This is a genomic window from Dietzia sp., from assembly GCF_036741115.1.
GTDB lineage: Bacteria > Actinomycetota > Actinomycetes > Mycobacteriales > Mycobacteriaceae > Dietzia.
In genome coordinates this window covers 19,378-37,426 of record NZ_DAINST010000022.1, presented here as the reverse complement: position 1 = coordinate 37,426, position 18,049 = coordinate 19,378, and the positions used below count along the sequence as shown (strand labels likewise).

The following is an 18,049-nucleotide window of genomic DNA, read 5'->3' as shown; positions in this document are numbered from 1 at the left end:
ACTACAAGCGCACAGTTATCCTCGCCCGTCGAAAGAAGCGCGAGTCCATCCGCGAAATGGCAGCAGCCAATGGTATCTCTGTGGGAGCCAGCACGGAGTGGTGGCCGCGCATGAGCGCCAAACGAAGACGGGGGTCTGAGCCCGCACTTGGCCGGCACGAGGGGTACCTACTAGACGGGTGTCATAACGCCGATATGCGCTATCGCGAGTTCATCCACTTCGCCGCAATCATCTTCCTCGCCGGCGTCATCGGCTTCTCGGCGGTTCTCCTCCTCGTGAGCTCCGCCGGTCCCGAGGTCACCGAGACCCTCACCCTGTTCCAGCTTATTGGGTTCATCCTCATCCCGGTATCCGGAACGCTCACCTTTCGCGTGCTGTTCGCCGTCTTCGGCAGCCGAAGACGGCGGTACCCCCACGGCGACCCGGCCGGCGGCGTCACCGCGATTCGGCCCCCTCCGCGAACATCCTTCGGCGAAGCCAGAGCGAGACATAAACGAGGCCGACGAGGACGGGCACCTCGATCAGCGGGCCGACCACGCCGGCGAGCGCCTGCCCCGAGGTCGCGCCGAAGGTCGCGATCGACACGGCTATGGCAAGCTCGAAATTGTTTCCCGCAGCGGTAAAGGCCAACGTCGTCGTCCGGGCATATACGAGTCCGATTCCGCGGCCGAGGAAGTAACCTGCGCCCCACATGATCCCGAAATACAGAAGAAGCGGGACGGCGATCCGAGCGACGTCCTACGGCTGTGCAGTGATCCGATCGCCCTGCAGAGCTAAGAGGACGACGATCGTAAAGAGGAGACCGTAGAGCGCCCACGGCCCGATCGCAGACAGGAAGCGCTCCTCGTACCAGCTCCTCCCCTTGGCACGCTCCCCCAGGCGCCGGGAGAGGAACCCCGCGAGCAATGGGATACCGAGAAAAACGAGCACCGATACCGCGATACGCCCAGGCGAGCCATCGATCTCGGCTTGCTCGAGCCCCAGCCATCCCGGCAACACCGAGAGGTAGAACCAGCCGAGAACCGCGAACATCACGATCTGGAAGCCCGAATTGAGCGCGACCAGCATTGCGGCGGCCTCTCTGTCGCCGCAGGCGAGATCATTCCAGATGATCACCATCGCGATGCAGCGGGCGAGTCCCACGATGACCAGACCGGTACGGTATTCCGGCAGGTCCGGGAGGCACAGCCACGCCAAGGCGAACATCACGGCCGGGCCCAGGATCCAATTGAGAACCAGCGAGCCGAGGAGGAGTCCGCAGTCCGCCGTCACCGATTCCATTCGGTCGAACCGCACCTTGGCCAGAACCGGGTACATCATCACGAGAAGACCGAGCGCGATCGGCGGAGAGATGCCGTCGACCTCCGCCCAGCCGAGGAGGTCGCGAACACCCGGTACCACGCTGCCGAGGACAAGGCCCGCCAGCATCGCAATGCCGATCCAGGCGGGCAGATACCTGTCGAGTACGCCCAGCCTCGCGCCGACGGTCTCGCGGTCTTCCGACTCAGGCTCCAAAGTTCGTCTATTTCTCTGCGGGTGAGAATGCGGCGCACCGGCGCACGCACACCGCCGGTGGCAACAGCAGACTACTGGCGCGATGGATCTTTACTAGCGGCGCCTGCACGGTGTTCGCGGGGTTGTCGTCCTTCGGACCTCGCGTGCTCCTCGAGGACGTGTGCGCTCTGTTCGAGTGCAGACCGCCGTCCATACTGATCGGGCCCAAGGGCATTCGACCGACGGACACGGCTGTGAAAAGCGCAGACGTTGATCACAATCTCGATTCGCATGTGACCCGATTACGCCAAGGGAGCGATTTCCTCACTGCCCCATCACATCTGACGACGCTCTCCGAGGGCAACTCGGAGAATACCCGAGCCCGTCATAGACGTTGCAGCTGTGCGTAAGGTTGTGGTCGAGTCGGGATCCTCGATCCGATCCCGCAGAGAGGGTGGAAAACTTGCCTATCCAGCAGATCGTCGCGCCGCCGGCGCGCGCGGCCATGTTCCTCGTCCTCGAGGTCTCCGACGGTGCCGAGGACTCGGTCCGGGACTTCCTCGGCGCCGCCCCCGGATACACCCGTGCCGTCTCGTTCCGCTCGACGGGCGCCAGTTTCTCCAAGGACATCCTCAGCGTCGTCGGGGTGGGCGCCGAGATGTGGGACCGACTGTTCGCCGAGCGACCGCGGCACCTCCACCCGTTCGCCGAGGTCGCGGGAAATACGCACACGGCTCCGTCGACCCCTGGCGACGTGATCATCCATCTTCGCGCCCCGCAGATGGACCTGTGCTTCGAGCTCGCGCGGATCATGCTCGACAAACTCGGCAGCGGAGTGTCCGTCGTCGACGAGGTCCACGGCTTCACCTACTTCGACAACCGGGATCTTCTCGGTTTCGTCGACGGAACGGAGAACCCCGAGGGCTCCGATGCATTCGGCGCCGTCTACGACGCGGGCGACGAGGCCTTCCCCGGCGGCTCGTACCTCATCGTGCAGAAGTACACACATGACCTCGATTCCTGGAACGCTATTTCCGTAGAGGAACAGGAGAGGGTCATCGGGCGCACCAAGCTCGAGGACATCGAGCTCGAGGACGACGTCAAGCCGAGCAACTCCCACGTCGCCCTCAACGATGTGAGCGACGAGGACGGCAACGACCTCGACATCTATCGGACGAACATGCCGTTCGGCAGAATCGGCGAGAAGGAGTTCGGCACCTATTTCGCCGGCTACGCCGCAGACCCTGCCGTGACCGAGCAGATGCTCGACAACATGTTTCTCGGCGATCCGATCGGCAATCACGACCGGATCCTCGACTTCTCCACCGCCGTGACGGGCGCGCTCTTCTACATCCCCTCGGCAGAACAGCTCGACTCCATCGACGAGCTCGCCCCGGCCGACGGCTCGGAACAGGACGGCGGCGAAACGGACGTCGACGCAGACGCGGCGCCCGCCGTCATCCCCGACGGTAGTCTCGGGATCGGCGGCCTCGGCCCCCGGTAGCGGGCCGAAGCAAGAGTTCACGTACCGATAACGGCAATAGACACGAAAAACCAAGGAGCTCAGACATGAACAATCTGCACAGGGAACTCGCCCCTATCACCTCGGCCGCCTGGGACGAGATCGAGGAAGAGGCCCGCCGCACGTTCAAGCGCAATATCGCCGGCCGCCGGATCGTCGACGTGCCCGAGGCCCACGGCCTCGAGTTCTCCGCGCTCGGCACGGGTCACCTGTCAGCACTCGATGCGGGCATCGAGGGCGTCGAGGTCCGCCGCCGCGAGTCCATCCCCGTCTTCGAGATCCGCGTTCCGTTCACCGTGTCGCGCGCCGCAGTCGACGATGTGGACCGCGGCTCTGCCGATTCCGATTGGCAGCCGGTCAAGGATGCAGCCGAGGCCATCGCGCTCGCCGAGGACCGCGCCGTTCTCGAGGGCTCCGAGACCCTCGGCATCAAGGGCATCTCCATGGCGGCCACGCAGAAGCCGGTGGAGCTCCCCAGTGAGACCCGAGACATCCCAGCAGCGGTCGCCAAGGCGGTCTCCACTCTCCGTCTCGATGGAGTCTCAGGGCCGTACAACCTGCTCCTCTCCGCGGACCTCTACACCGAGGTCCTCGAGACCACCGATCACGGCTACCCGGTCCACGAGCACATCGGGCGCGTCCTCAAGGACGGCGAGATCACGTGGGCGCCAGCGATCGACGGCGCGATGCTCACCTCCGCACGCGGTGGCGATTTCGAGCTCCACCTCGGGCAGGATCTCTCCATCGGCTACCACTCCCACGATTCCGAGAACATCAATCTCTATCTCCAGGAGAGCTTCACCTTCCGCGTCGCTGGCGACGAGGCCGCGGTTCGCATCAACTAGCACGAGGTAATCGGCTCGTGCCGCGCGTGCCTCCGGGCACGCGCGGCATCGTCATTTTCGGGCCTCGGCCCCGTCGGGAATCATCTCGGGAACAAGTGCGTTACCCTTGTTGACACATCAACAAGTAAGTTGGAGGACGGCAATGCAGTTCGGTATCTTCTCCGTCGGCGACGTCACTGAAGACCCCACCAACGGCACGACCCCGAGCGAGCACGAGCGCATCGAGGCTATGACCGAATACGCGCTCAAGGCCGAGGAGGTCGGTCTCGACGTCTTCTCCACGGGCGAGCACCACAACCCGCCCTTCGTGCCCAGCTCCCCGACCACCCACCTCGGTTACATCGCCGCGAGGACGTCGAAACTGCAGCTCACGACGTCGACCACGCTGATCACCACGAACGATCCCGTGAAGATCGCCGAGGATTTCTCCTTCCTCCAGCACATCTCCGGCGGCCGCGTCGACCTCATGATGGGCCGCGGCAACACCGGCCCCGTCTACCCGTGGTTCGGCAAAGACATCCGCAAGGGAATCCCGCTGGCGATCGAGAACTACCACCTGCTCCGGAAGCTGTGGCGCGAAAAGGTCGTCAATTGGGAAGGCGAATTCCGCACTCCCCTGCGCGGGTTCACGCTCGCCCCGCAGCCGCTCGACGACACCCCGCCGTTCGTGTGGCACGGGTCCATCCGCTCCCCGGAGATCGCCGAGCAGGCCGCCTACTACGGAGACGGTTTCTTCCACAACAACATCTTCTGGAACGTCGAGCACACCAAGCAGATGGTGGATCTCTATCGTCGGCGCTTCGAGCACTACGGCCACGGTTCGGCCGCGCAGGCGATCGTCGGCCTCGGCGGGCAGGTGTTTATCGGCGACTCTGAGGCCGAGGCGAAGAAGCGCTTCCGGCCGTACTTCGACAACGCACCGGTGTACGGGCACGGGCCGAGCCTCGAGGAGTTCTCGAAGCTCACTCCTCTCACGGTCGGTACGGCCGAGCAGGTCATCGAGCGCACGCTGAGCTTCGCCGATTGGGCCGGGGACTACCAGCGCCAGCTCTTTCTCCTCGACCACGCGGGTCTGCCCCGCGAGATGGTGCTCGAGCAGATCGAGCGCCTGGGCACCGAGGTCGTGCCCGTCCTCCGCAAGGAGTTCGAGGCGTGCCGTCCAGCCGACGTCCCCTCGGACCCGCCGACCCACGACTCTCTCGTCGCCGAGGGGCCCGACTCGCCGTTCCACCTCGTCGAGCCGGCAAAGGATCGGATCGCCGCCAACGCGCAAGGAAGGGAGAACTAGGACATGCGCTCCATCGTCGCCATCACAGCCGGGCTCTCCGAGCCTTCGTCCACGAGGCTGCTCGCCGATCAGATCGTCGACGCCGTGCGAGCCGAGGTCTCCGCCCGCGGCGAGACCGTCGACGTCCGCTTCGTCGAGCTGCGGGACATTGCCGGAGAACTCGCCCGCGCCATGACCACCGGAGCGATCCCCACGCCCGAGCTCGACGAGATCAAACAGGCGGTGTCGGCGGCGGACGGCATCGTAGCCGTAACCCCGGTGTTCACGGCGAGCTACAGCGGGCTGTTCAAGATGTTCTTCGACGTCCTGGACACCGACGCGCTCAACGGGATGCCGGTACTCATCGGCGCATCGGCGGGGACGGCGCGGCACTCGCTCGTCCTCGATCACGCGATGCGCCCGTTGTTCACCTACCTTCGCGCCACGGTGATGCCCACGGGCGTCTTCGCCGCCACCGAGGACTTCGGGGGCGCGGAGGGCGCCGGGCTCGGCGGACGGATCCGGCGCGCGGCCGCCGAGCTCGCCGGGCAGGTTGTCGCCGAGCCAGCGGCTGTCGAGGGCTTCGGCCCGTCCACTGGGGACACGGCGCCGAGGCGTCGCACCGGAACCTCGCCGGCCGAATCGTTCACCGCCTTCGACCAGCTCCTCAAGGGGCATAGCGGCTCGCTCGAGCCCTAGTAGCCGGCCTGCCCGAGCCCGATCGGGACGGTACGCACGGGGGAGGGGCGCCACGACGTGGCGCCCCTCCCCCGTTGTGCTCCACGCACTCGTTTCCGCGCGTCCTCCCCGGGCTTCCCCGGGCCCGGGGCCGGGCCACGCCGGGTCGGGCCCGGGACGGGCTCAGTTCTTCGAGTCGACGAGCGCGTACGACAGCGCAGCGGTCGCGGCGGTCACGGAGAACACGGACGGCCACGCCCCGATCTTCTTGGCGAGAGGATGCGACGCGCCGAAGGCGCCGAGGTACGTTGCACCGAGCGCACCGGCTGCCGCAGGGCCGCTCGTCTCCAGCCAGGTGCGGCCTGCCCACAGTCCCGCGGCTCCGAGCACGACTCCGCCGAGCGGCCGGATCCCGGTCTCGCGCGCCACGAGGAAACCTCCGACCAGGCCGAAGGCGGACACCGCCGCCGATGAGACCTCACGCGCGTTCTTTACTGCCATCTCGTCCTCTTTCCTAATGCTTGCCGGCCGCTTCGCTGCGGCCGAAATCTGTCAAACCCGCCGCCCTCCGGTCTCCCTCGCACCGGGGCGCCGGCTCCACGCCGAGCCTACCGACGCCGGCTCGGGATTCCCGCGGCCGCGGCTAGCGGCCTCGAGGAGCGGATTCGAGGAACTGGTTCAAGGAGCCAGACTCAGGCCGTGGCCACGATCTGCCAGGCGTCGATCCAGCCGGCGGCGTACGAGGTCTCCACCGTCGCGAGGTGGAACTGCCACATCCGCCGGTAGACGGGATCGAATCCCTGCGCGGCGGCATCGCGGCCGCGAATCGCGAGGTTTTCCCGCCACAGCCGTGCCGTGTGCGCCGCGTGCTCGCCGAACTCGATCCGCCCGCGGAGCTCCATCCCCTGTTGCCGCTCGAATGCCGACTTGAGGTCCGAACGCAGCGGAATCCCGGAGCGCTCGTCGATGTACTGCCGGCGCCACGCCAGGAGCTCGGAGATCTCGGCGGCGTGCGCGTCAGAGCCCACGGCGAGCTGCGCTGCGAGAGTTCCGCCGGGAGGCAGGATCGCAGAGGACTTCTCGAGCACCGCAGCGAAAGCGTCGCTCCCGTGGGCGCACGGCTCGAGCGCGACGACGGCGTCGGCCTCGCCCGCGATGTCCCCGAATTCACCGAGACTCAACGTCACCGCATTGGACTGGCCTGCCGCGCGGATCCTGGCGCCGACCACGTTGAGTCGGTCGATCGACTCGGTGACGCCGCGGACCTGGGCGCCGCATTCGGCCGCCCGCAGTGGCAACTCGCCCCAGCCGGGCGGCGTGACGACCACGCGGGACCCGTCGCCGACCTCGGCGAGGCCGAGGAGCACGTCATGTGCGCGCCGCTGAGCATCTCCGAGATCGAGCCGGTGCGGCGGTGTAGGCGGGGCACTCACGTGGATCACCGTCCGCCCGCGCGAATCGGTACGTCGGCTGCGGGCTCCGGAGGCGAACAGGGCGGCGCTCGTCGCCATCGTCGGATCGGAAAACAGCGCGACGAGATCGCCCGGGATTCCCATCTCCAGGTCCGTCATCCATGCTTCTTCGCCGCCGGTCTGGGCGCGACGCCTGTGCCCGGGCCCCCGCACCTGCCCCAGTCCCTTCCCCGACCTATGACGGCGGACGGTCTCGAGATCCGGGTGGTTCGCGAGCCATGGGACGAGTGCCGCGACGACGGCCGGCAGGTCCCCGGCGATCCATTCGCCGGCCATATATGACTCGGCGAGCCCCGGGGTTCCCTGCGCAGCGATGCGAGAGAAGAACGACTCCGGGCGACGCAGGACCACAGTGGTCTCGGCGTCGAGGGAGCCAAACGAAGAATCATCGGGGAACTCGAAACGCATGCCGAGCTCGGGTGCCGCCGCCCGCAGGGCATCGCGGATCTCGCGGGACGCGCCACGGCGGCCGGTCCCGGCCTCGGATTCGGGCGCGACCAGCTCGGGCCACCTGATGGGATCGACCACCTCGGGCTCCACACGTGCCATTGCTGCCCACCTTCCCGAACCTCGGGCCCACTTGCCTTCCGCGCCTTCGACGCTACCGCCGCCGGGGCCGCCTGCCGCCGAGGCGCGGCGCGCCCCCGCCCAGCTCTTGGGGAGTTCTTGGGTGGCGCTCGGGGATGGCTCATTCCGGGTTCATTCCCGGGTCTGCGCCGCCGGACGCGGGCGCCTACCGCTATTTGCGGGCGCGGCAGAGCGGTTCTGCGCGTTCGTCTAGAGTTGTAACCGGCCATCCGGCGTCGGCGATCCTCGGCTACGGATGCTCACATCTACTCGCCACTACCTGCCCAGAGGTGATGTATGTCCACGCCAGCCCAGCGCACCGATTCACAGGACAATGCGACGAATCCGAAGTCGCAGAGCGGTCGCCGCCATGTCGTGATCATCGGTTCGGGATTCGGCGGGCTCTTCGCGGCCCAGGAGTTCAAGAATGTCGATGTCGACGTGACGCTCATCGCGAAGACCGGGCATCACCTCTTCCAGCCGCTGCTCTACCAGGTGGCAACGGGCATCCTCTCCGTCGGCGAGATCGCGCCACCCACGCGGTTCATCCTCAAGGACATCAAGAACGTCACCATCGTGCTCGGCGACGTCAAGGACATTTCCCTCGCCGACCGCACGGTGCGCTACACCTCGGGGAACCTCGACCTCACCGCGGGCTACGACGATCTCATCCTCGCCGCGGGTGCCAATCAGTCGTATTTCGGCAACGACCACTTCGAGCGCTTCGCCCCGGGGATGAAGTCGGTCGACGACGCCCTCGAGCTACGCGGCCGCATCCTCGGCGCGTTCGAGCAGGCCGAGCTCACCACGGACGAGGTCGAGCAGCGCCGCCTGCTCACCTTCGTCATCGTCGGAGCCGGCCCCACGGGCGTCGAGATGGCCGGCCAGGTGGCCGAACTCGCAGGCACAACCTTCAAGGGCATCTATCGCAATATCGATCCGACCACCGCGCGGGTCGTTCTACTCGACGCGGCGCCGCTCGTGCTGCCGCCGTTCGGTGAGAAGCTCGGAGGAAAGGCCAAAGAGCGCCTCGAGGAGATGGGCGTCGAGGTGCGGCTCAACGCGATGGTCTCCGATGTCGACGCCCGCGGCATCGTGTTCCGGGAGGCCGACGGCACCGAGCAGCGCATCGACGCCGCCTGCAAGATCTGGTCGGCCGGTGTCTCCGCGAGCCCGCTCGGCAAGATCGTCGCGGACCAGGCCGGCGCGGAGGTCGATCGAGCAGGCCGTGTGCTCGTGGAGAAGGACCTCAGCGTCGCGGGCCACCCGGAGGTCTTCGTGGTCGGGGACATGATGAGCCTCGACAAGCTCCCAGGCGTCGCCCAAGTCGCGATCCAGGGCGGCCGCTACGCCGCACGGCAGATCATCGCCGAGGTGGAAAAAGGGCAGAAGCCGAGCCAGAGGAAGCCCTTCAAGTACTTCGACAAGGGCTCGATGGCGACGGTGTCCCGCTACAACGCGGTCGTCAAGATGGGCAAGGTCGAGATCTCCGGCTTCTTTGCGTGGGTCATGTGGCTCATCGTCCACCTCGCGTACCTCGTGGGATTCAAGAACCGGTTCACGGCGCTCATCTCCTGGGGAATGCAGGTGATGGGAAACCACCGCTCGCAGCTCACCTCGACGAACCAGCAGGTCTACGCGCGGGCGGCGATGGAGCAGATCGCGGCGACCGAGGCTCGCCTCTCCGAGGTCGAGCAGGCGGACGAGGGCGAAGGCACGAAGAACGACGCCGAAGGTGAAGGCGCCCCCGCCGCACCCGAGGGCGAGAGCGCCTCAGCGCCTAAGGCGTAGTGAGGTTCGCGAGCCGAACCTGGCTCGTGGCAATGAGGCGACCGTCCTGGTCCACGATGTCCGTGCGCCAGAGCTGCTGCGAGCGGCCTCGGTGCACCGGCGTCCCGGTCGCGGTGAGCGTGCCCGTGGACGCCGAGCGCAGGAAGTCGGTGTTGTTGTTGGTGCCGACCACGTGCCCCTTCTCGCCCAGCCAGACCTGACCGCCGACGCTCGCGACTTCCTCACCGATGGAGGCGTAGACCCCGCCGTGGATGATTCCGTGCGGCTGCTGCAGCTTCTCGGTGACGGCGACGGTGAGCACGACGCGGTCCGGTGAGACCTCTACGTACTCGAAGCCCAACGTGGTACCGAGGGTTTCGCGACCCTCCGCGGCCGCGAACATATCCGTCGTGTTGCCGTCTTCTGTCATATCTACCTACCCAGCTCGGAGCCTCGTGGCCGATGCGGCCACCGTACGGCGACCAGCCTAGTCTCGCCGCGGACCGCGCCGGGGGCCCTTCGGCCGCTCACAGCCTTCTCCGCCCTGTCCCGATTCCATGAGCGAGCACGGCAGCGGCCGAATCCCCCGCACGGGAATCTTGCACACCTCCAAGCCGTCGAGGAGGAATTGCACGCGGCGATCGGCCACGTCTCTCGAGGTCTCCACGAAGCGCGCGGTGCGCAGCGCCGTGTATGCCGATTCTCGCGCCGCTGTGGCCCACATCTGCGCGGGCCGGCACAGGCTCACCTCGGCGAGGAGCTCGAACACGGGGCGCAGCGCGGACACCGCGCGACCTGCCAGCCAATACGCCATTTCGGCCTCGCCGGGCAGCTCCCGGACCTGCCGCTTGTCGAGGCCGGTTCCGAGCCGCGGATCTCCCGGAAGGACCCGCACGAGCGAATCGTCCACGCCCACCCAGTCGAAGCCCCACTCCTGATTCGTGCGGACGAAAAGATTGCTCTCGTGCGGGTCCCACACGCGCCCCTTCTGCACGAAGCTCGCCACCGCTCGTCCGAGCACAGAGTGCGAGAATTGGCTGGTCACGAGATGGGTCGCATACCGAGCTTCGCCGAAGACATCGAAATGGGCGGCGAACATGTCCGCGACGAGTGTGCCCTCCTCGAGAGTCGCCATGGACCGCCAGCGGCGGCGATTGTGCTGTCCGAGATCCGCGACCGAATACATCCGTGGATCATCGATACTCAATCGCGCCAGGTCCATTGCGACCTCGGCGAACAAGGGGTTGTCGGAACCCCGCTCGTGTATACGCACCGCTCTGACCATTGAAGACCACCTCCGCAGATCACGACTCCCCGAGATGCGGATTCGGTTCCCGGTCCCGCCCAATCCAGCCGAATCCATCCGCCATCGGGGTCGGCGTGGATCCGTCTGCCGTCCATTGATGTATGTGCGCAGAGCCGATCGGCTGTGCCGAGCGGCCAAGCGAGTCTCTTCGCCTACGTTCAGTTACGACAGCCAGCAAACCAGCATGTCGCGCCGAGCGGTAACGATGTTTCCAATAGTCACCGATAATTAACTATTGATTAAGAGTCGTCCCTGCGGAGTCTGTCGGGCGCGCCGTCACGCGTAACGGCGCGCCCGCCGCGAGCGCCCCGCCCCCGACCGGTGTCTATATTTAGGGGCATGACTGATGCAACGAGCTCGACCGACAAGGACGCCAACGCCAGGGGCACCGCGAACATCGGCGTCACCGGCCTGGCCGTGATGGGATCGAACATCGCGCGCAACTTCGCCAGGAACGGCTTCACCGTCGCCCTCCACAATCGCTCAATCGCGAAGACCGATGCACTTCTCGAGGCCCACGGGGGCGAGGGCGATTTCGTCCGTACCGAGTCGATCCAGGACTTCGCCGATGCGCTGGCCACGCCGCGTTGCGCACTCATCATGGTCAAGGCCGGCGACGCCACCGACGCCGTCATCGAGGAGCTCGCCTCGGTCTTCGACGAGGGCGACATCATCATCGACGGCGGCAACGCCCTCTACACCGACACGATCCGTCGCGAGAAGGCCATGGCCGAGCGCGGAATCCGATTCATCGGCGCCGGCATCTCCGGCGGCGAGGAGGGCGCCCTCGAGGGCCCGTCGATCATGCCCGGCGGCCCGGCCTCGAGTTACGAGGTAGTCGGCCCCATCCTCGAGAAGATCTCCGCCCACGTCGACGGCACCCCGTGCTGCACGCATATCGGCGAGGACGGCTCCGGCCACTTCGTCAAAATGGTGCACAACGGCATCGAGTACTCCGACATGCAGCTCATCGGCGAGGCCTACCAGCTCCTCCGAGAGGTCGGAGGGCTCGAGCCCGCCGCCCTCGCCGAGATCTTCCGCGACTGGAACAAGACCGAGCTCGATTCCTATCTCATCGAGATCACTGCCGAGGTACTCGCGCAGGTCGACGAGAAGACCGGCAAGCCGCTCGTCGACATCATCGTCGACCAGGCCGGGCAGAAGGGCACGGGGCGCTGGACGGTCAAGTCCGCGCTCGACCTCGGCGTGCCGGTGACGGGCATTGCCGAGGCCGTCTTCGCCCGTGCGCTCTCGAGCTCGCTGCCGCAGCGTGAGGCCGGGCGCGCGCTCCCCTCGGGCGGCACGAACACCCCGCTCGATACCGGCGATTCCTTCGTCGAGGACGTGCGCAAGGCGCTCTACGCCTCGAAAATCATCGCCTATGCGCAGGGCTTCGACCAGATCAACGTGGCCAAGGCCGAGTACGGCTGGGACATCGACCGCGGCGCGCTGGCGACCATCTGGCGTGGCGGCTGCATCATCCGCGCAAAGTTCCTCAACCGCATCGTCGACGCGTACGCCGAGAACGAGGAGCTGCGCAGCCTCGTCGAGGCGCCGTACTTCCTGGCCGCGCTCACGGACTGCATCGACGCATGGCGTCGCGTGGTCGCCGCCGCCGTTCACGCAGGAATCCCCACGCCCGGCTTCTCCTCCTCGCTCGCCTACTACGACGCGCTGCGCACCGACCGTCTGCCCGCAGCGCTCACGCAGGGGCTCCGCGATTACTTCGGTGCGCACACCTACGGCCGCATCGACGGCCCGGGCGCCTTCCACACCCTGTGGTCGGGCGACCGCACCGAAGTGGAAGTCGATTGATAGACCGGTCGAACGGGATTCGGCCCTAGTGCCCCCACTCGATTCCGTCCTCGCGGACGGTGGCCTCCCCGCCACCGTCCGCCATGCCGTCGCGCAGTACGCCGATGGAGCGGCCACCGAGGCGCAGGCCCTCGCGATCCCGCGCCTCCGCGAGTCCAGGAGCATCCTCTTCGCGGCGCCGACAGGCAGCGGGAAGACGCTCGTCGCGGCGACGGCTATCGCGCGGGATCTCGCCGGTGGTGCGAGCGCGCCCTCCGCGCCGCGAGCGCTCGTCTTGTGCCCGACTCGAGAGCTCGCCGAGCAGGTCGAGGGCGTACTCGCCACCGTGCTCGAAGGCATCGGCGCCAGAACCGCGGTGTTCGCCGGGCGCCCCGTGCAGCGCCGCGACACGCTTGTCCTCGCCCGCCCGGTCGATTGCCTCGTCGCCACACCCGGGCGGATGCTCGAGCTCCTCCGCACCAAGCGCATCGGCCTTGGTGCGCTTCGCCGGATCGTCCTCGACGAGGCCGATCTCCTCCTCGGCGATCAGTTCGCCGCGCAGACCGAGGCGATCGTCAACGCCGTGCCGCGCGCTGCCCGCGAATCGGTCACCGTGCTCGCCATGTCCGCGACGCTCGCCCCCGAGACCGCCGCCGAGCTGGAGCTGCGCTTCTCCGCTCCGCCTCTCCTCATTTCCACCCCTTCCGCCTCCCAGCAGGTGGGCGGCGCTCCCGAGGCGGCACAGCAAGGCACACCCACCCGTGACGGCGGACTTCCTCGTCCCCGTGCCTACGCCGGAGCGGACGATCCGAGTGATGCCGCCGCTTCCTCCGGAGAGCCGGCTCGTTCAGTGGATTCGGCGGCACCCGCTACGAGTGCGCCCGGTACGGCAGCTCCCGGTGCGGGAACGCCTGCTTCAGCCGAAACGGGCCGCGGCGCCGCGGGGCCGCCGAAACGCCTCGAGCTCGTGCTCGCCGAGGGCAAAGCCGCCACTGCGAGGGCCGTTGCGACAGTGTGTGCGAGAGCCCGCTCGGCGATGGTCTTCGTCCCGCGCCGCGAGGACGTCGCGGGTCTCCTCGAGCATCTGCGCAGCGAGGGCTTCGCCGCCGCCGGATACACCGGCCGCTCCGCCCCCTCCACCCGCGCCGAGGCTATGGAGGCGTTGAGGAGCGGCCGAGCCTCGGTCCTCGTGTGCACCGACGTCGCCGGCCGCGGCATCGACATCGATTCCCTCGCGCTCGTCGTGCACGTCGGGGTCCCGCACAGCGCCGCGGAGCTCACCCACCGCTCGGGCCGGACCGGGCGCGGCCACCGCGTCGCCGGGATCGTCGCCGCGATCGTCACCCCACGGGACCGCGACAGGATCGCCTCGATGTCCGCCTCCGCGGGTATCGACATCCGGCAGAACTCCTCAGCGCGCGAGCTCGCGGAGAAATTGGGCACCTCCGACGTCAGGACGACCGCCGCTGCCGGCCATGCACCCAACAGAAGGGGCCCGGCGCGCCCAAGCCCAGCCGAGCCCGAATCGCGTAGGGCGCGCAAGCCCGGCAAGACCGAGGGGCCCATTGCGCGAGGACGCAAGGACGAGCGAGAAGCCCAGCGCGCGCGAGGTCGCCGCTTCCGGCGTGGTCGCTGACAACATCGGCGGGCTCGCCGTAGAATCTGCCCGTATCCGCGGCCGCCCACAGGCCACGCGGCGAGACGAAAGGACGGTACGAGTGCCCGGCACTCCAGGCGACCCAGGAGCCTCCAAACCATGGGGCATGTCCACTAGAAGGGCATGCCCGTGAGCGTTCTCTGGCAGATCCTTTCCGTCGTCGCGTTCTTCGCGCTGACCTGCGGCACGGCCTTCTTCGTCGCCGCCGAGTTCGCCCTCGCCGCGCTCGAGAAATCAAGCGTCGACACGCGGGCCGAAAACGGCGACGCGCGCGACCGCGCGGTCCAGCGCACCCACCGTAGCCTCTCTCTACAGCTCTCGGCGTGCCAGGTGGGCATCACGTTGACGACGCTGGTCACGGGTTATCTCGCGGAGCCGCTTATAGCGCGCCTGCTCGAGCCTGTGCTCGACGCCGTGGGGCTTCCCGAGTCCACGTCCGTGGCCGTCTCGCTCATTCTCGCGCTGATCATCGCCTCCTACCTGTCGATGGTCATCGGCGAGCTCGTCCCGAAGAACCTGGCGATCACGAATCCCACCGGCATCGCTCGGCTCACTGCGCTCCCGCTGCTCGGATTCACCAAAATCTTCGGGTTCCTCATCCACTTCATGGACGGGGCCGCGAACGCGATCGTTCGTCGGCTCGGCGTCGCCCCGATCGACGAGAACGCCGCGCGGTCCTCGAGCGAGCTCGAGGCGCTCGTCATCAACTCGGCGAAGGAGGGCTCGCTCGATTCCGACACGGCAGTGATCCTCTCCCGCTCGCTGAGCTTCGGCGAGCTCACCGCCGAGGACATCATGACCCCGCGCTCGACCGTGGTCTCGCTCGCCGCCACGGATACGATCGACGATCTTGTCGCCGCCGCCCTCGAGACCGGGTACAGCCGCTTCCCCATCACCCAGCAGGGACTCGACGAGGCCAGCGGCATGGTGCACGTCAAACAGGCCTTGCGGTATCCGAACTCGGATTTCTCCTCGATCTCGCTCGCGTCGATCTCGAGGCCCGTTCACCGGGTCCCCGACTCGCTCGACGGCGACGCGGTGCTCAACCGCATCCGGAACGAGGGCGCGCAGATGCTCCTCGTCGTCGACGAGTACGGCGGAGTCGCCGGAATCGTGACTCTCGAGGACGTCGTCGAGGAGATCGTCGGTGAGGTCGTCGACGAGTACGACGACGCCTCCGAGGCCCGCCCAATCGCACGCCGCGGCGCGTGGTGGGATGCCTCGGGCCTTGTCCGGCTCGACGAGGTCTCCCGCGCGACCGGTTACCACGCACCCGCGGGACCCTACGAAACTCTCGCCGGGCTCGTCGTCTACGCGCTCGGCCGGCTCCCGCAGGTCGGCGACATCGTCGATCTCCCCAACGATGCGGGGACCATCGCCGACGACCTCGACGCCGGGCACTTCGGCACGTGGCAGGCACTGGTCACCGAGCTCGACGGACGCCGCATCGACCGACTCACCGTCGGGCCGAACGTCGCGGGCTCGGCACCCGAGCTAGTCCGTGCCAAAGAGGCCGACCCGGTGTCAGGAGTTGAGGAGCCGAAAGACAAAGCCAAGGCCAAGGCCAAGTCCATGGCCACCGAAGCGTCGGGCCGGGCACGGCCGACCGCAGACGTAGACAGGGCCGCAGGGCCCAGAAGGGAGGCCGGCGAATGAGCGACCTCTGGGCCGTCCTGCTCACCCTGCTGCTCGTCGGATTCAACGCGTTCTTCGTCTCCTCCGAATTCGCGATGATCTCCTCGCGCCGCGACCGCCTCGAGGCCCTCGTGGCGCAGGGGAAGAAGCGCGCGAAGACGGTCATCGCCGCGACCGAGAAGCTCTCGCTCATGATGGCTGCCAGCCAGCTAGGGATCACCGTGTGCTCGATCCTGCTCGGTAAGGTCGGCGAGCCGGCGATCGGGCACCTCTTCGAGCCGCTTTTCGAGCTCGCCCACGTACCCGAATCGCTGGTCCACCCGATTTCCTTTGTCATCGCCATGGCGATCGTCGTGCTGCTCCACGTCCTGCTCGGCGAGATGGTTCCGAAGAACGTGGCGATCGCCGGTCCGGAGATCACGGCGATGTACGTGGTTCCCATCCACCTCGCAATCAGCCGCGTCGTCTCCCCGATCATCCGCTTCTGCAACTGGTCGGCGAACATCGTGCTCCGCGCGTTCGGTGTCGAGCCCAAGGACGAGCTCGACGCGGTGGTGACCCCGGCGGAGCTGTCATCGATGCTGGCGGACTCGCATTCCTCCGGCCTGCTCGACAACGAGGAGCACACCCGCCTCGCCAAGGCCCTGGACAACGAGAACCGCACGGTGTCCGAGGTGATGATCCCCCGCCAGTCCGTCCGCACCGTCCGCGCGGACACGGAAACGGACTCGGCCGGCGTGCCGGTCTCGGCGATCCGCGCCGCTGCCGCGGAGACCGGCTTCTCCCGCTTCCCCGTGCTCCTCCACGGCAACGAATACCAGGGCTACGTCCACGTCAAGGACACGCTCGCCGCCCTACTCGCCGACCGCGAAGCCCCAGGAACCTCCGGCGAAGAGCACCTTCCCCTGTCGGCCATCCACGCGATGCCCTCGATCGCTGCGGACGAACTCTTCGAGACCGCGCTAGGCAAGATGCGCCGCACGTCGAGTCACATCGGCAACGTAGTTGATCCCCGCGGGTACACCGTGGGTATCGTGGCCCTCGAAGATCTGATCGAGGAATTCGTGGGAACGGTGAGGGATGGAACGCACTACCGCCGGAATATCCCAGGGCACTGATCCGGTCTCACCGCACGTTCTCCGGCTCGCCGAGTGGAAGGCGCTCGAGGCCGAGCACGTCGCGGCGGTCGATGCTCTCACAGCGGAGCACCTGCGCCGCCGCCGTACGGGCGAGAAGCACCCGATCATCGACTTTCTCTTCACCTATTACCGCTCCTCTGTGGGAGCGCTCCGCACCTGGCACCCGGGTCCCGGTGTGGCCATCGAAATGGAGCCCGGCCGCGCGGAAATGCCGCCCGGCTACATCGAGGTGGAGCGCGACCCCGCAGACGGGGCAGCTCCCGTACGCGCCATGGTCCTCGACCTCGACGCCCTGCGGTCGGCAAAGGAGCGGCGCTGGTCCCGCGCCGCCCGCATCGTCGCCGGGACGCGGGGGCGTGCCCCGCGCTTCAGCTGCTTCGGGTTACACGAGTGGGCGATGGTCTACCGGCTCCGCCCCCAAGAAGTGCGCCACGAGCAGGTCCCTCTCCGCGTCTCCCCCGAGACCATCGCCGGGCAGGTCGAGGGCGGCGTCCACTGCACCCACTTCGACGCGTTCCGTTTCTTCACCGAACCCGCCGAGGATCTCAACGACTCCCGGCTCGACAGGGATTCCCAGCTCCGCACCGAACAGCCCGCGTGCCTCCACGCCGGCATGGACCTCTACCGCTGGGCCGCGGAGCTCGGGCCCGCGTGCCCATCCGCGCTGCGCCTCGCGACCTTCCGCTCGGCGCTCTGCGCGCGAATCATCGACATGCGCGCCTCGCCCTACGATCTCCGCGGCTACGGCTACGAGCCGATCGAAGTGGAGACCAGGGAGGGCCGGGCAGAATACGCCGCGTTCCAGCGCCGCTGGGCCGAGGAGACCAACGGACTCCGCGACGAGCTCCTGCGCCTCTACTCCCGTATCGGCATCGAGACAGACGTAGAGACGGCGTCTTAGAG

Annotated in this window: 15 protein-coding genes and 1 pseudogene; 10 read left to right on the top strand and 6 right to left on the bottom strand. The window is 67.5% G+C overall.

Translation table 11 applies throughout. The features are described from left to right. Window positions 1-199: 199 nt before the first annotated feature. Window positions 200-364 (bottom strand): hypothetical protein, encoded by a 165-nt coding sequence (locus V7E05_RS05390; protein WP_333618645.1) that lies wholly within the window; start codon window positions 362-364, stop codon window positions 200-202. 71 nt (window positions 365-435) lie between these two features. Next, window positions 436-1,515: pseudogene (arsB, locus tag V7E05_RS05385) on the bottom strand (ACR3 family arsenite efflux transporter). A gap of 442 nt (window positions 1,516-1,957) precedes the next feature. Between arsB and V7E05_RS05380 the strand changes: the two are divergent. The 4 genes from V7E05_RS05380 (at window position 1,958) to V7E05_RS05365 (ending at window position 5,827) form a co-directional block, all read left to right on the top strand. After that, the gene (locus V7E05_RS05380; protein ID WP_333618644.1) at window positions 1,958-2,998 is read left to right on the top strand and encodes a Dyp-type peroxidase; all 1,041 of its coding nucleotides are present in this window, start codon (window positions 1,958-1,960) and stop codon (window positions 2,996-2,998) included. 65 nt (window positions 2,999-3,063) lie between these two features. Beyond that, entirely contained in the window at window positions 3,064-3,861 is a 798-nt protein-coding gene (locus V7E05_RS05375; protein WP_333618643.1) for a family 1 encapsulin nanocompartment shell protein, read from the top strand. A gap of 142 nt (window positions 3,862-4,003) precedes the next feature. After that, window positions 4,004-5,149 (top strand): LLM class flavin-dependent oxidoreductase, encoded by a 1,146-nt coding sequence (locus V7E05_RS05370; RefSeq protein WP_333618642.1) that lies wholly within the window; start codon window positions 4,004-4,006, stop codon window positions 5,147-5,149. A gap of 3 nt (window positions 5,150-5,152) precedes the next feature. After that, window positions 5,153-5,827 (top strand): FMN reductase, encoded by a 675-nt coding sequence (locus V7E05_RS05365; RefSeq protein ID WP_333618641.1) that lies wholly within the window; start codon window positions 5,153-5,155, stop codon window positions 5,825-5,827. A gap of 162 nt (window positions 5,828-5,989) precedes the next feature. Here the strand turns inward: V7E05_RS05365 and V7E05_RS05360 are convergent, their stop codons facing one another. Continuing rightward, window positions 5,990-6,307, bottom strand: a complete 318-nt coding sequence (locus tag V7E05_RS05360; RefSeq protein ID WP_333618640.1) for a hypothetical protein — start codon at window positions 6,305-6,307, stop codon at window positions 5,990-5,992. Between the two features lie 191 nt (window positions 6,308-6,498). Beyond that, a complete protein-coding gene (locus V7E05_RS05355; protein WP_333618639.1) occupies window positions 6,499-7,827 on the bottom strand; it encodes a class I SAM-dependent methyltransferase in 1,329 nt (442 codons plus the stop codon). A gap of 315 nt (window positions 7,828-8,142) precedes the next feature. Between V7E05_RS05355 and V7E05_RS05350 the strand changes: the two genes are divergently transcribed. After that, the gene (locus tag V7E05_RS05350) at window positions 8,143-9,636 is read left to right on the top strand and encodes an NAD(P)/FAD-dependent oxidoreductase (RefSeq protein ID WP_333618638.1); all 1,494 of its coding nucleotides are present in this window, start codon (window positions 8,143-8,145) and stop codon (window positions 9,634-9,636) included. Here V7E05_RS05350 and V7E05_RS05345 read toward each other — a convergent pair. Together V7E05_RS05345 and V7E05_RS05340 are read right to left on the bottom strand one after the other, a co-directional pair. Next, complete coding sequence (locus V7E05_RS05345) at window positions 9,626-10,045, bottom strand: PaaI family thioesterase (RefSeq protein ID WP_442891613.1); 420 nt, start codon at window positions 10,043-10,045, stop codon at window positions 9,626-9,628. The two genes, V7E05_RS05350 and V7E05_RS05345, sit on opposite strands and share 11 nt — an antisense overlap. Before the next feature lie 57 nt (window positions 10,046-10,102). Then, the gene (locus V7E05_RS05340; RefSeq protein WP_333618637.1) at window positions 10,103-10,822 is read right to left on the bottom strand and encodes a hypothetical protein; all 720 of its coding nucleotides are present in this window, start codon (window positions 10,820-10,822) and stop codon (window positions 10,103-10,105) included. Window positions 10,823-11,260: 438 nt separating this feature from the next. On the opposite strand from V7E05_RS05340, the gene gndA reads away from it, so the two are divergent. From gndA to V7E05_RS05315, 5 genes are all read left to right on the top strand, one after another. After that, entirely contained in the window at window positions 11,261-12,736 is a 1,476-nt protein-coding gene (gene gndA, locus V7E05_RS05335) for an NADP-dependent phosphogluconate dehydrogenase (protein WP_333618636.1), read from the top strand. Window positions 12,737-12,764: 28 nt separating this feature from the next. After that, complete coding sequence (locus V7E05_RS05330; RefSeq protein ID WP_333618635.1) at window positions 12,765-14,351, top strand: DEAD/DEAH box helicase; 1,587 nt, start codon at window positions 12,765-12,767, stop codon at window positions 14,349-14,351. A gap of 144 nt (window positions 14,352-14,495) precedes the next feature. Further along, the gene (locus tag V7E05_RS05325; RefSeq protein WP_442891612.1) at window positions 14,496-16,028 is read left to right on the top strand and encodes a hemolysin family protein; all 1,533 of its coding nucleotides are present in this window, start codon (window positions 14,496-14,498) and stop codon (window positions 16,026-16,028) included. Further along, on the top strand, window positions 16,025-17,125 hold the full coding sequence (locus V7E05_RS05320) for a hemolysin family protein (protein WP_333618633.1): 1,101 nt from the start codon (window positions 16,025-16,027) through the stop codon (window positions 17,123-17,125). Before V7E05_RS05325 ends, V7E05_RS05320 begins: the two co-directional genes overlap by 4 nt. Continuing rightward, entirely contained in the window at window positions 17,088-18,047 is a 960-nt protein-coding gene (locus tag V7E05_RS05315; RefSeq protein ID WP_333618632.1) for a hypothetical protein, read from the top strand. Before V7E05_RS05320 ends, V7E05_RS05315 begins: the two co-directional genes overlap by 38 nt. The last annotated feature ends 2 nt before the right edge of the window (window positions 18,048-18,049 follow it).